12 protein-coding genes and 1 pseudogene are annotated in these 13,792 nt (G+C 57.7%); 6 read left to right on the forward strand and 7 right to left on the reverse strand.

The annotated features are described in order from the left end of the window. The first annotated feature begins 98 nt into the window (after positions 1–98). Genes mpl through MKI83_RS11135 form a run of 3 tightly spaced genes read left to right on the forward strand, consistent with a single transcriptional unit; the run spans position 99 to position 2,377 of the window. Positions 99–1,451, forward strand: a complete 1,353-nt coding sequence (mpl, locus tag MKI83_RS11125; protein ID WP_241585962.1) for a UDP-N-acetylmuramate:L-alanyl-gamma-D-glutamyl-meso-diaminopimelate ligase — start codon at positions 99–101, stop codon at positions 1,449–1,451. Between the two features lie 19 nt (positions 1,452–1,470). After that, positions 1,471–2,097, forward strand: coding sequence for a flavin prenyltransferase UbiX (gene ubiX, locus MKI83_RS11130; RefSeq protein WP_241585964.1), 627 nt, complete (start codon positions 1,471–1,473; stop codon positions 2,095–2,097). Then, on the forward strand, positions 2,090–2,377 hold the full coding sequence (locus MKI83_RS11135) for a YceK/YidQ family lipoprotein (RefSeq protein WP_241585966.1): 288 nt from the start codon (positions 2,090–2,092) through the stop codon (positions 2,375–2,377). Before ubiX ends, MKI83_RS11135 begins: the two co-directional genes overlap by 8 nt. 31 nt (positions 2,378–2,408) lie before the next feature. Here the strand turns inward: MKI83_RS11135 and exaC are convergent, their stop codons facing one another. After that, positions 2,409–3,929, reverse strand: coding sequence for an acetaldehyde dehydrogenase ExaC (gene exaC / locus MKI83_RS11140; protein ID WP_241585968.1), 1,521 nt, complete (start codon positions 3,927–3,929; stop codon positions 2,409–2,411). Positions 3,930–4,094: 165 nt separating this feature from the next. Between exaC and MKI83_RS11145 the strand changes: the two genes are divergently transcribed. After that, entirely contained in the window at positions 4,095–5,033 is a 939-nt protein-coding gene (locus tag MKI83_RS11145; protein ID WP_241585970.1) for a helix-turn-helix transcriptional regulator, read from the forward strand. Positions 5,034–5,245: 212 nt separating this feature from the next. Here MKI83_RS11145 and ltrA read toward each other — a convergent pair. From ltrA to MKI83_RS11170, 5 genes and pseudogenes are all read right to left on the reverse strand, one after another. After that, a pseudogene (ltrA, locus tag MKI83_RS11150) lies at positions 5,246–6,916 on the reverse strand (group II intron reverse transcriptase/maturase). Positions 6,917–7,931: 1,015 nt separating this feature from the next. After that, complete coding sequence (gene groL, locus MKI83_RS11155) at positions 7,932–9,575, reverse strand: chaperonin GroEL (protein ID WP_241585981.1); 1,644 nt, start codon at positions 9,573–9,575, stop codon at positions 7,932–7,934. A 44-nt stretch (positions 9,576–9,619) separates the two neighbouring features. Then, entirely contained in the window at positions 9,620–9,913 is a 294-nt protein-coding gene (locus MKI83_RS11160) for a co-chaperone GroES (protein WP_241585984.1), read from the reverse strand. Positions 9,914–10,110: 197 nt separating this feature from the next. After that, entirely contained in the window at positions 10,111–10,593 is a 483-nt protein-coding gene (locus tag MKI83_RS11165) for an FxsA family protein (RefSeq protein WP_241585986.1), read from the reverse strand. A gap of 52 nt (positions 10,594–10,645) precedes the next feature. Next, a complete protein-coding gene (locus MKI83_RS11170; protein WP_241585988.1) occupies positions 10,646–11,356 on the reverse strand; it encodes a HugZ family pyridoxamine 5'-phosphate oxidase in 711 nt (236 codons plus the stop codon). Positions 11,357–11,467: 111 nt separating this feature from the next. On the opposite strand from MKI83_RS11170, the gene MKI83_RS11175 reads away from it, so the two are divergent. Next, positions 11,468–12,226 (forward strand): SDR family oxidoreductase, encoded by a 759-nt coding sequence (locus MKI83_RS11175; RefSeq protein WP_241585990.1) that lies wholly within the window; start codon positions 11,468–11,470, stop codon positions 12,224–12,226. Between the two features lie 139 nt (positions 12,227–12,365). Here MKI83_RS11175 and MKI83_RS11180 read toward each other — a convergent pair whose 3' ends face one another. Further along, positions 12,366–13,433: a DUF481 domain-containing protein gene (locus tag MKI83_RS11180; RefSeq protein ID WP_306423249.1), complete on the reverse strand. Its 1,068-nt coding sequence runs from the start codon at positions 13,431–13,433 to the stop codon at positions 12,366–12,368. Here MKI83_RS11180 and MKI83_RS11185 point away from each other — a divergent pair. Continuing rightward, the gene (locus tag MKI83_RS11185; protein ID WP_241585992.1) at positions 13,432–13,758 is read left to right on the forward strand and encodes an MGMT family protein; all 327 of its coding nucleotides are present in this window, start codon (positions 13,432–13,434) and stop codon (positions 13,756–13,758) included. The two genes, MKI83_RS11180 and MKI83_RS11185, sit on opposite strands and share 2 nt — an antisense overlap. Positions 13,759–13,792 lie beyond the last annotated feature (34 nt).

Raw genomic sequence — 13,792 nt, forward strand, 5'->3', positions numbered from 1 at the left:
ATAGCCCAAGCCAAGCAGCGCTCAACAGTCCGCTTTGCCCTGTGCTAACCTGCCGCCAGCGATTACCCGCCTACTTTATTGATGATTTAAGGCTTGTCATGCGACTGCATATTCTCGGCATCTGCGGCACTTTTATGGGCTCCTTGGCGGTACTCGCCAAAGCACTGGGGCACGAGGTCAGTGGCAGTGACGCTAACGTCTACCCGCCGATGAGCACCCAGCTAGAAGCCCAAGGCATTCAGCTGATGGAAGGCTACAGCGCCGACCATATCGCCCTCAGCAATCCGGATTTGGTCATCATCGGCAATGCGCTATCGCGCGGCAATGCCGCCGTCGAGTACGTGCTGAATAAAGGCCTAGCGTATGTTTCTGGCCCGCAATGGCTGGCAGACCACGTCCTGCAAGGGCGCTGGGTATTAGGCGTAGCCGGCACGCACGGCAAGACCACCACCAGCAGCATGCTGGCGTGGGTGCTTGAATACGCGGGCATGGCTCCGGGCTTTTTAATTGGCGGGGTGCCGCAAAACTTTGGGATTTCCGCCCGGTTAGGCGCTACGCCGTTTTTTGTGGTGGAAGCCGATGAATACGACAGCGCCTTCTTCGATAAGCGCAGTAAGTTTGTGCACTACCGGCCACGCACCGCCATTCTCAACAACCTTGAGTACGATCACGCGGACATCTTCCCTGATCTCGCGGCAATCGAGCGACAGTTTCACCATTTGGTGCGCACGGTGCCCGGTGAGGGTTTGCTGATTCGCCCGCACCATGATGACAACCTGGCTCGCACCCTCGCCATGGGCAGCTGGTCGCCGATACAAACCACCGGCGAGGACGGCGACTGGCAAGCTGAGCTGCTCAGCGCCGACGGCAGCGCCTTCCGCGTGAGCTTCCAAGGACAAGTACAGGGCGAAGTGCACTGGGGGCTCAACGGTGCGCATAACGTCGCCAACGCACTGGCCACCTTGGCCGCCGCCCGCCATGTCGGCGTAACCGCCGAGCACGGCTGTGCTGCGCTGTGCGCCTTTGAAAACGTCAAACGGCGGATGGAAAAGTACGCCGAGCCCAATGGCATCAGCCTATACGACGACTTTGCCCACCACCCCACCGCCATCGCCACCACGCTGGACGGCCTGCGCAAAAAAGTCGGCAGCGCGCCGATCATTGCCGTGCTGGAGCCGCGCTCGAACAGCATGAAGCTGGGCGCTCACCGCGATGGCTTAGCCGACAGCGTTGGCCAAGCCGATCACGTGCTGTGGTACGCACCGGCCAATTTGGGCTGGGACTTAAACGAAGTGGCCCGCGAGTGCCGCGTACCCGCGCAGGTTCATCACAACCTCGACAGCCTGATCGCGCAGATCCAGCAACTGACCAAAGCAGGCAGCCACGTGCTGATCATGAGCAATGGCGGCTTTGGCGGCTTACACGCCAAGCTGGCCGACGCCCTTGCCTAATCCATTACAGGAGCCCGTCATGCGCCGACGCATCACCCTTGCCATCACTGGCGCGTCCGGCGCGCAATACGCGCTGCGCCTGCTCGACAGCTTGGTGCAGGCCGATTGCGAAGTGCACGTGATCGTCTCCAAGGCCGCGCAGCTAGTCATCGCCACAGAAACCGACGTAGCACTGCCGCCTAAGCCGCAGGCCATGCAAAGCTTTCTGACTCAATACACCGGCGCGGCCAACGAGCAAATTCGCGTCTTTGGCCTGCAAGACTGGATGGCGCCACCAGCATCGGGTTCGAGCCTGCCCAGCGCCATGGTGGTGTGCCCTTGCTCTACCGGCACCTTGTCGGCCATCGCCACCGGCGCGTGCAACAACCTGATCGAGCGCGCCGCCGATGTCGCCTTAAAAGAGCGGCGCCCACTGATTTTGGTCCCGCGTGAAACGCCCTTCTCCAGCATTCATTTGGAGAACATGCTCAAGCTGTCCAACCTTGGCGCGGTCATCATGCCCGCCGCTCCCGGCTTTTATCATCAGCCGCAAAGTGTGGATGACCTGCTCGACTTCATGGTCGCGCGCATCCTTAATCAACTGGGCATTCAGCAAGACTTTCTGCCGCGTTGGGGTGAACAGCATCTGGGCAGCCACGATGACTAAGCTCAGTGCGGCACTGGCTTTAGCGCTGACACTCAACGGCTGCGCCAGCGTCAGCACCCTCAACGCCAGCAAAGAAGGTGCGCCGCTGATTTACTCCGGTACCCGCTTGGATTGGTACAGCCTTAACGGCGGTTGTTGCCCTGTGGATCGCTTTGGTGTCGAGCCACCCAGCTACCCCGCACTGGACCTACCCGGCAGCTTATTACTCGATACGCTGTTACTGCCGTTGGCCATCGCCGCCGAACTGGGCATCGGCCTAGTAGTGCACGGCGGCCTGTAGGCGCAGCCGCCGGCACACAACACGGTGCGGGTTAGAAAAAGCCCAGCGGATTGACGTCATAGCTGACCAAAATATTCTTGGTCTGCTGGTAGTGACGCAGCGCCACTTTATGGGTTTCACGGCCCACGCCTGAGCGCTTGTAACCACCAAACGCCGCATGCGCCGGATAATGGTGGTAGCAATTGGTCCAGATTCGGCCCGCCTCAATACCGCGCGCCATGCGATAGGCACGGTTCATATCGCGCGTCCACAAGCCAGCCCCCAAGCCATACTCGGTGTCGTTGGCAATCGCCAAGGCGTTCGCCTCATCCTTGAAGGTCGTAACCCCGACCACAGGACCAAAGATTTCCTCCTGAAACACCCGCATGCGATTGTCGCCTTTCATCAAGGTCGGCTCGATGTAGTAGCCGTGCTCAAAACCCGCCCCCACCTGTGCCGCCTTGCCGCCGGTAAGAAACTCCACGCCCTCCTGCCGGCCGATATCCATGTAACCCAAAATCTTGTCGAACTGCTGCGCCGAAGCCTGCGCGCCAACTTGGGTTTGCGTATCCAGCGGATTACCGCGCACGATGCGTTCGGTACGTTCCACCACCAAACGCATAAACGGCTCATAGATAGACTCGTGGATCAGTGCGCGCGATGGACACGTACACACCTCCCCTTGATTGAAGAAGGCCAGCACCAAGCCTTCAACGCACTTACTGAGGTACTCGTCCTCATGCGCCATCACATCGGCGCAATAAATATTGGGCGATTTCCCGCCCAACTCCACCGTACTGGGAATGATATTTTCTGCGGCACATTTAAGGATTTGCGCACCAACAAGGGTCGAGCCGGTGAAGGCGATTTTGGCGATACGCTTGCTGCTGGCCAAGGCTTGACCGGCCTCACGACCATAACCGTTGACCACGTTAACCACCCCCGGCGGCAGTAAATCAGCGAGCAGCTCCATCAGCACCAAGATCGACGCAGGGGTTTGCTCGGCAGGTTTGAGCACCACGCAGTTGCCGGCCGCTAACGCCGGCGCCAGCTTCCACGCGGCCATTAACAACGGGAAGTTCCACGGGATAATCTGCCCCACCACGCCCAACGGCTCATGCACGTGGTACGACACCGTATGGCCGTCGATCTCGCCCATGCTGCCCTCATCGGCCCGCAAGCAGCCGGCGAAATAGCGAAAGTGATCCACACACAGCGGCAAATCGGCGGCCAGCGTTTCGCGCACGGCTTTGCCGTTATCCCAGGTTTCTGCCACGGCGAGCATTTCTAGGTTCTGCTCAATGCGCTCGGCTATTTTCAGCAGCAGATTAGAGCGCTCAGTCACGGACGTCGCCGCCCAGCCGGCTTTAGCGGCATGAGCGGCATCCAACGCCAGCTCAATATCTTCGGCGCTACTGCGGGGTATCTGACAAAACACCGCACCGTTAACCGGGCTAATGTTATCGAAGTACTGCCCCAGCACCGGGGCGCACCACTGCCCACCGATAAAATTGCCGTACTGCGTTTTAAAGTTAACCTTGGCACCGGGCGTATTGGGATTGGCATACAGCATGACGAGCATCCTCTCTTGTTATGGCGCGCCGCAGCACGCAGCGCATTAGACATAGGTCGAAGGATCACGCTATCGCCTTGACGCTCTCGTCGCTTGCTTGCTAGTACCTATCACTTGCTTGGCAGTTTCAACACCGTCACAGCCCCGCCAACCGCAGGAGGCGACATGCACACACAAGCCCGCCAACGCTTAACCGAGCGCCCACAGCAACTGATCGAGAACCGCGTCAGCTTTGCCGGCCCCAACGCCGAGTTGAGCGTGTACGACACCTACCAAGCGGCCCAAGATGTGCAGCTCAAGGCGGGCGAGCTGCTGTATTGCGGCATGCTCACGGGCAAAAAGGTGCTGCACCAAACGGCCAGCCGCGCCGGCGGCAGCGACTTCCAGCAAACCTTTTTGCCGCACGAGAGCTTTGTTTTAGCCCCCAACCAACAGGTGGCCATCGACTTCCCTGAAGCGCGGCTGGACACACCAACCCGCTGTCTGACCATCGAGATTGCCTGCGACAAAGTGCAACACATCGCCGAGCGCCTCGCCGCCCACAACCCAGTCCTGGCGCCCCTACAACAATGGCAGCACTGCCCGCAGCCTTTTCTGCACACCCCGCACAGCCAAGCCACGCAAAGTTTATTGCAGCGCTTGTTCGGCTTATTTACCGACAACGACCCCGACCGCGATCTAGCCATCAACTACGGCATCGACGAATTAGTCAGCCGCCTGCTGCGTCATCGTGGCCGTGATTTTTTACTCAACAGCGCCCGCCAAGACCCCGAGGCCAATGCCCTGCAAGCCTGTGTCGCGCTGATTGAGCGGCGACTGGATCAAGCCCTCGATATCGACCAACTGTGCCAGCAAGCCTGCATGAGCCGCAGTCGTTTTTACCGCGAGTTCAAACAGCTGCTGGGCTGCACGCCGGCCGAGTTCCAACAGCAACTGCGCCTGAATCAGGCGATGCTGCGACTGCGCCGTGGTGATGCGGTAACGCAAGTGTGCTTCGACTTGGGCTACGCCAACCTGAGCCACTTCAACCATCGTTTTAAGCGTCAGTTCGGCTATTCGCCCAGCCACTACTCGCCGAAAAGCCCACACCACGTCTGCGCTTAAGCCCATCCGCCACACCCGCAAAACGGCAGGCTCAAGCTGTGCCACACACGGAACGCACAACACACAGACATAAAAAAACCGCGCCGAAGCGCGGTTTTCTATTGAGCGAGGCTCGGCTGTCGGGTAAGGAGCGACCATTACTGGCCACCCCTCCCCTAAGAACCGTACGTGCGAGTTTCCCCGCATACGGCTCAAGCCCTTGTAAACCCTTCCTAAATCGAAAGAGCCGGTACCACACTGTGTAACTGTCGATGACAGTTGGGATGCAGCAACTCCAGATTTTCCAGCTCATTACCTCCGCCCTTGTGCCGCTCGACGATGTGGTGGATGTTCCACCCCGTATCGAACGTGATCAGTTGCTTGCACATAGGACAGCGCTTGTTCTGGGCAATCCAAAGCTTCAGCGTTTTCCGTTTACCTTCGTCCGAGTTCCTCCAGGCGTATTCCAATCTTTCCTCGAAGTACATCTCGTCTGCCGGATCATACGGATTGGCTTCCCCTCTGATTTTGGTATGCCGCTTGATCGGGACATCGCAGGCATACAGCAAGGTGGTCAGTTTCCCGCTGGGATGAATTCCGGAAAATACCCAGCTGCGTGATCCCACGCGTTTGAAATATTTTCCCTTGATCCAGCGTTTGCAGCGATTCAGATGTCGCCGCCTGCACCACCGCCATAGCAATTTCCAGATCCTGTAATCCACATAATTGAAGGTCTGCTTCGCGACCACCGGCCTGTGATAGTTGGCCCACCCCCGAATGATGGGGTTGAGCTTGTCTATCAGTAAGCTAGCCGGCAGCGTTTTGTTTCCATCAATCAGTGCCTTCACCTTCGCCAAAAATGCCTTTACGTTCTTGTGGGCTGGCTTTATCAGCAGCTTGTCACCGTACTTGCGAGCATTCTGGCCTAGGAAGTCGAAACCTTCCGATACGTGCGTAAACAACGTCTTCTCCGCCGCAAGGCTCAACCCCCGCTCCGCCATAAAGACTTCAACGATAGGCTTAACCTCATTCTCCAGCAGCTCTTTCGAGATGCCAGTGATGACGAAGTCGTCCGCATAGCGCACATAGTTGACCTTGGTCTTGTAGCTGGCTTTGGTATTGCGTTGCCCGAATTGAGACTCGAGCACCTTTTCCAGACCATCAAGCGCCATATTGGCCAGCACCGGGGAGATGATGCCTCCTTGTGGCGTCCCCGCTTCGGTTGGGTTCAGTAGGCCGGATTCCATATACCCTGCCTTCAACCACTTCCGTAAAACCACCTTGTCCAGTGAGATATTGGTGATCAGCCAGTCATGGTTGATATTGTCGAAGCCCCCCTTGATATCGCCCTCCATTACCCACTGCGCAGAGTGTTTGCGACCGAGATTGACGAACAATTGCTCGATTGCGTCTGCCGTAGATCGGTAAGGACGAAAACCATAGGAGTTTCTGTCGGCTGTGGTTTCAGATACCGGTTCGAGTGCCAGCAGGTATAAGGCCTGCATAGCCCGATCCAGCATCGTTGGTATTCCCAGCGGTCGGCGCTGACCATTCGCTTTGGGTATGTAGACCCATCGCAGTGGCCGGGGCTGGTAGCCCGTTCGCTTTAGCCGGAATATGGCTCCCCACTTGCTTTCAGGTGTGCTCCAGGTTTCCCCATCGACACCCGGGGTCCTACGACCCCGGTTTTCAGTGACTCGTTTCACCGCCAATGCCTTAGCGGCAAATGAGCGAACCAGCATGCGCTGTAGGGCTTTCACCCGACGCCATTGTTGGTTCTTAGCTGCCTTCGCGATTCGTACCTGTAGCCCTCTCACCTGTCGATGGCTGGTTTCTCAGTCAATCGAATGCCAACTGGCTGTCAGATGGGAGGATGCAGGTACTGCTGTTTGTGCCGTACTCATCTTGCGTTCCTCCAGAAAGATTTCCCGGAGGGCAGCAGACGCACGAGCCCCTTGCGGGGAGTGAGTTCACTGCCCCGTAAGGGATTTCTATTTGATAGATGCCCCCAGTTAGACCAGCAAACATCTCTTCTTGATGGCTTTACATGCCGTTTCGCGATCAAAGACCCGTCGGAAGTCAGCACCGTTTCCAGTCAGGGCATAACCCCTATCCAGTCCATTACAGCTTGGCATTCGCTTTTTCCGACATCCTTTGCCCGCATTTCCTTGGGCCTCCCTTGCGGTTAGCTTGCCTCTGCCATAACGGTCAGTGGCGAAAATACGGGTTTACCGAGTTCCATACCTGTCACAAGGATGGGTTAGGTCCTGCCTATTCACCGATGACTCAATGTCAGCGTGTCTCCAGATGTAAAAGAGACAACCAGTCATGCACCATTTTGGTCGAAGCCTATCAGCAACTTTGGCTCCATGCGGTTGACGGTGTTTATCAGCAGTTCACTTACGTTGACCATACCAACCAGCCTAGCGTCGCACCCGCGTGTTGCTCGCAGGATTTGCATGGCGCCTCACGGCGACCACACACCACAGACATCGTGGGACTACATTGTCAGGAAGCTTCGCACCCCACCGTTACCAGTGACGCACTATCCCTAGGCTACTTTTGGCTGAACAAAAGGTCTCATGCCCAAACACCTTGCGATATTCGAGCGAGACAATGACAGATACAGCTTGCGCCCTATAGAGAGCAGCCCAGCACATATCAAACAAGATCCCATGCAGGTTGCAGCCCCCGTCGGGGATATGCCTCTTGCAGGTAATTTTGAGAGTGGGTAACGCTCCAAATTTAAGGCGTACTTACCCTGTATTCGACACCTTGTGGGTGACCGAAACCGGGCTTTAGTGGCCCGGGATCGGGTTTTAATAGTGCTATTTTCTGCGGGAAAGTGGTCACCAAACCATGTTGGTGACCACCAGATGTAGCCCGCTAGGCTAGCTACCTATAGCGACTCTCGTCGCACTACATCATGCCGCCCATGCCGCCCATACCACCCATGCCGCCCATGTCAGGCATCGCCGGCTTGTCTTCCGGGATTTCTGCAACCATGGCTTCAGTGGTGATCATCAGACCGCCGATTGAGGCTGCCGCTTGCAGTGCAGAGCGGGTGACCTTAGCGGGATCCAAGATACCCATGTCGATCATGTCGCCGTAGGTATCGGTCGCGGCGTTGAAGCCGAAGTTGCCGGAACCGGCTTTAACCTTGTCGACCACCACGCTTGGCTCGCCGCCAGCGTTGGCAACGATTTGACGCAGCGGTGCTTCAACGGCACGACGCAGCAGAGCAATACCAACGTCCTGCTCTTCGTTGTCGCCTTTCAGACCTTCGATTGCCTGCAGAGCGCGCACCAGAGCTACGCCGCCGCCAGGTACCACGCCTTCTTCAACCGCAGCACGGGTAGCGTGCAGGGCGTCTTCAACGCGGGCTTTCTTCTCTTTCATTTCGACTTCGGTGGCCGCGCCAACCTTGATCACTGCAACGCCGCCAGCCAGCTTGGCCAGACGCTCTTGCAGCTTCTCTTTGTCGTAGTCAGAGGTGGTTTCTTCGATCTGCTTGCGGATCTGCAGAACGCGCGACTCGATGTCGCCCTGCACGCCAGCACCGTCGATGATGGTGGTGTTTTCTTTGCTCAGTACGACGCGCTTAGCGTTACCCAGGTTTTCCAGGGTAGCGGATTCAAGGCTCAGGCCGATTTCTTCAGAAATCACGGTCGCGCCAGTCAGCACAGCGATGTCTTGCAGCATGGCCTTGCGACGATCGCCAAAGCCCGGTGCCTTAACGGCAGCCACTTTCACGATACCGCGCATGTTGTTGACCACCAGAGTCGCCAGCGCTTCGCCTTCCACGTCTTCAGCAACGATCAGCAGCGGACGGCCAGCCTTGGCAACGGCTTCCAGTACTGGCAGCAGTTCACGGATGTTGGAGATTTTCTTGTCAACCAACAGCAGCAGCGGGCTTTCCAGCTCGGCAACCATGGTGTCAGGCTTGTTCACGAAGTAGGGCGACAGGTAGCCACGGTCAAACTGCATGCCTTCAACCACAGACAGCTCGTTTTCCAGACCCGAACCTTCTTCAACGGTGATTACGCCTTCTTTGCCAACTTTTTCCATTGCTTCGGCAATGATGTCGCCGATGGAGCTGTCAGAGTTAGCCGAGATAGTACCTACCTGAGCAATGGCTTTGGTGTCAGCGCAAGGCTTGGCCAGCTCTTTAAGCTGAGCAACGATGGCGATGGTCGCCTTGTCGATGCCGCGCTTAAGGTCCATTGGGTTCATGCCCGCAGCGACTGACTTCAGGCCTTCGTTAACGATAGCTTGAGCCAAAACAGTAGCGGTGGTGGTGCCGTCACCGGCAGCGTCGTTCGCCTTGGAGGCAACGTCTTTAACCAGTTGCGCGCCCATGTTTTCGAACTTGTCTTTCAGTTCGATTTCTTTGGCAACCGATACACCGTCTTTGGTGATGGTCGGCGCGCCGTAGGACTTATCCAAAACAACGTTACGACCCTTTGGGCCTAAAGTTGCTTTTACCGCGTCAGCCAGCACGTTAACGCCAACCAGCATCTTCTTACGCGCGGAATCACCAAACTTTACGTCTTTAGCAGCCATTATCTTTATTCCTCGTTAAATCAGGGAAACAGGGTTGGGTGTGATTACGCTTCAACCACAGCCAGAATTTCGCTCTCGGCCATTACCAGCAGGTCTTCGCCGTCGACCTTGATGGTGTTGCTGCCGGAGTAGGGACCAAAGACCACTTTGTCACCCACTTTTACCGCCAGCGGACGTACTTCGCCGTTGTCCAGTACGCGGCCATTGCCCACTGCCACGATCTCGCCTTGGTTGGGCTTTTCAGCCGCTGAACCGGGCAGAACGATGCCACCTGCAGTTTTGGTTTCTTCTTCGCTGCGGCGAATGACAACACGGTCATGCAAAGGACGAATTTTCATCACTCGATATCTCCCAATGAATTGTCAGTGCCGGATACTCCGGCTGCACTGTCATTACCGGCCTAGTGCCGGAGTGACGCGCGAACGCGCCACGAATAATTGCCTGCGGTTAAAGGGCAGGACCTTGCGGTGTTTTAGAGGTGGGGGGCGATCAAGGGCATTTCAAGGGCCACGGCAAAAAATATTGCGCGCCGCGCTTAATCCAGCCGCCGCCACTCGCCGTCTAGCGTATCCGGCGCATGTGACCGGCCTGACTCAAACGGCTGACGAGCAAAGCGCGACTCATCGGCGGTGAAGCTAGCGTTGGAGGCCGCCCCCGCTTGCTGCGCCCGCGCACGACGCACGCGCGCCAGCAGCCAAGCACCGAGAAAGCCATGACTGAATGGCAGCAGCAGCAAAACACCCAATACGTCGGTCATCAGGCCCGGCATGAACAGCAGCCAGCCGCCCAGCGCCGCGAGTAGGCCGCGCAACAGGGTTTGCTCGGGGAAATAACCTTGCGCCAGCTTTTGTTGGCTTTGCATCAGCGTGGCCAAGCCAGCGGTGCGCATAAACCACAAACCCAGCATGCCGCTGAGCACAATCTCCGCCAGCACCGGCCACACGCCCCACACCTGCCCTACTTGGATTAACAACGCCAATTCAAGCAGTGGTAGGACTAAAAAAATCAACAGTGGCATGCATGCCTCCCAAGTAGTGATAAGGATTAGATGAGGGCTCGCGCGAGCAATATCAAGCCCAGTCCGCGCTGCGCGCCATGCTCACCAATTGCTGACGCACGGCCAGCGGGGTATCGCAGTGCGCGGCAAACGGTAGCCGATGAATGGCGGCGCCAATGCGCAAGTGCATGCCGGCAGGGTCCAGCCCGACTAAGCTCACCGCTCCCGCTGGCAACTGTGCCACCTGCTGATAATGCGCCAAGGCCGCCTGATGATCGCTATTCATGTGCGTCAGCATGCCCTGCTCTGCTTCGCCGGCAAACGGATTAGCCTGCGCGACACTGTCCGCCTCGAGCCAATGAATGGCACCAAAGCCTGCGATATAACGCCACGCCACAGGCGTTAAGCGCCAAAAGTCGAAATCATGCACGCGGTGATAATCGGCAGACTCGGGAAAGAAGCGGTAATAGCGCGCCGCGACCGCATCAACCTCGGCCGCGGCAACTGGCGCGGCATCCGCCAGCAGGGTTAAGCGCCCCGCATTCTGCACATCCTCGGCAGCGCGCGCGCCGATCAGCAACGAACAACGCGGATCGGCCGTCAGGTTATGGGTGTGCTGGGCTATGCGGCTGATCAAAATAATCGGCAAACCAGACGCATCTAAACAGTACGGCGCGACCGAGCCGAACGGGTAACCGGCAAACTTTTGCGAATGGGTGCTGAGCACGCCTTGGTATTCCTTTTGAAGGAATTCTTGTGCATCCTTAGCCGCACTTTTACTCACCTTATGACTCCTGCCTTTACGTTTGCGCAAAATAAGAACCGGTGCCGCACTTCTAGTCACAAGCACCCGCAGGCAGCCCTCTCTCCGCTTACCCACTGCGAGGTTACCCTTATGAACCTGACCGACAAAGTCATCATCGTTACCGGCGGCTGCCAAGGCCTTGGCCGTGCCATGGGCGAATACCTCGCCGGCAAAGGCGCCAAGCTGGCCTTGGTGGACTTAAACCAAGAGAAGCTCGACGACGCCGTTGCCGCCTGCAAGGCCGCCGGTGGTGACGCTCGCGCTTACCTGTGCAACGTCGCCGACGAAGAACAAGTGACGCACATGGTGGCACAAGTGGCCAGTGACTTCGGCGCGATCAATGGCTTGGTCAATAACGCCGGCATTTTGCGCGACGGCCTGACTATCAAGGTTAAAGATGGCGAGCTGAGCAAGATGTCGCTGGCGCAGTGGCAGTCGGTGATCGACGTGAACCTGACCGGCGTATTCCTGTGCACCCGCGAAGTCGCAGCGAAGATGATTGAGCTGAAAAACCAAGGCGCGATCGTCAATATCTCGTCCATCTCGCGCGCGGGCAACATGGGCCAAGCCAACTACTCTGCAGCCAAAGCGGGCGTCGCCGCCGACACCGTGGTGTGGGCCAAAGAACTGGCGCGCTACGGCATCCGCGTGGCGGGTGTTGCACCGGGTTTTATTGAGACGGAAATGGTCGCCAGCATGAAGCCCGAGGCACTGGAGCGCATGACGTCGGTTATCCCGCTGCGCCGCATGGGCAAGCCCGCCGAAATCGCCCACTCGGTGGCTTACATCTTTGAAAACGACTACTACACCGGTCGTATTCTGGAGCTTGATGGCGGCCTGCGCCTCTGATGGCGAGCGGCGACTCTAAGCTGACGCTGCTGTAATCGTCGCCGCCGCAAGCGTTAATGCTAAAAAAACGCCACCTCGGGCAACCTGGGTGGCGTTTTTTATAGCGCGTGACGGCAGGCCACTAGGTGCCCGCCGCGCACTACCAGCCGACGCCCACACCGAGCAAGTAACGTTTCTCGGTATAGGTTTCCTCAAGGCCGCGCACTTGGTCGAACTCAAACAACAACGACAAGCGCGCCCAATCGTTAACTCGGTAACGCAGCCCTGCATCACCGCGTGTGGCGTAATCCACCTGATCGGTGAACGGAAAGTGCACCACCCCCGTGGTGGTCAGCTCAAAGCGGCTGCCCCACAGCACTCGCTTGTAGTCCCAGTTCACGCTGCCGGTATCCAGCGACTCGCTCTCATGCTGGGTGACACCGAAATCGTCCTGCAATTTTTGGTCATAACGGATGCGATTCAGCTCCGCAGTCAAATCAAGACGCCCTAACTCGTTATCCCAAAACTGGTAACCGGGGCCGGTGCCGATTTCACGCTGGCGTTCTAACTCTTCAAACCTATCGCGCTGATACTTGTAACCGGTGGTCCAAAACCATTGCTCGGTGATGAAGCGGTCGAGGCTGTACTCCAGCGTGTAGTTGTCTTCTTTCTTGACCTGATTTTCGGTTTCGTATTCGGTCTCAAGGTTAGCCCGATGACGCCAACGCCCGTGCTCTAAGCGATTGGTGCCTTTGAAGCGCAGTTTGTCGCTGTCATCTTCTTTGCGCTTCATATCCAAGCTGCCATCGATGTTGCCTTCCCAAAGGAAATCCTCAACAAACGGTTTTGGCGTCATCAACTGGGTGATGCTGGCCAATGGCACCGCGCGCGGCGCCTCGCCATTAACCAAACGCACCATACCTGGACCGGCTGCATCTAACTCTTTGCTGCGCTCAAGCTGGTCCACACCTTCTTTGACCAGCAACTCTTTACTGGAACTGAGCGTTTCGACGTCGCTCCACTGGATATGCAAGCGCCCTGCGTACGGCGTGCTGAACACCAAAATCCCGCTATCGAGCAAGATCACCTCGCCGCTCAGGCGGTCACCATTATTGAGCCACACCGTATCGGCAAGGCTGTGTGCCGCGCCGAACGCTAGCCAAAGCAAGAAAAAATACCGCACCATGCTTACCCCCAAAAACTGGCGGCCATTATCCAATTCGCCCATGCAAAAGCCACTACCGTCTGCCGGCGACGAGCGCCGCACTGCACTATTTAGCGTCCTCGGGCACATTCCCGCAGGTCGCGTGTGTACTTATGGCCAGCTGGCCGAACTTGCCGGACTTGGCCGCGCCGCACGTTGGGTAGGGCGCACGCTCAGCCAGTTGCCCGACGACACACGCCTGCCGTGGCATCGCGTGGTCGCGGCCGGCGGGCGCTTAAGTCTGCCGGCCGGTAGCGAATCAGGCAGCGAGCAGCGCCAGCGCTTGGCCAGCGAAGGCATTGTGCTGCGCAATGACAAGGTCAATCTGCGCCAGCACGGCTGGCCCTAAGCCCCCGCAAGCAGCTACAGTGCGCGCTGCATTT

This window comes from Atopomonas sediminilitoris, assembly GCF_022601735.1.
Taxonomy (GTDB): domain Bacteria; phylum Pseudomonadota; class Gammaproteobacteria; order Pseudomonadales; family Pseudomonadaceae; genus Atopomonas; species Atopomonas sediminilitoris.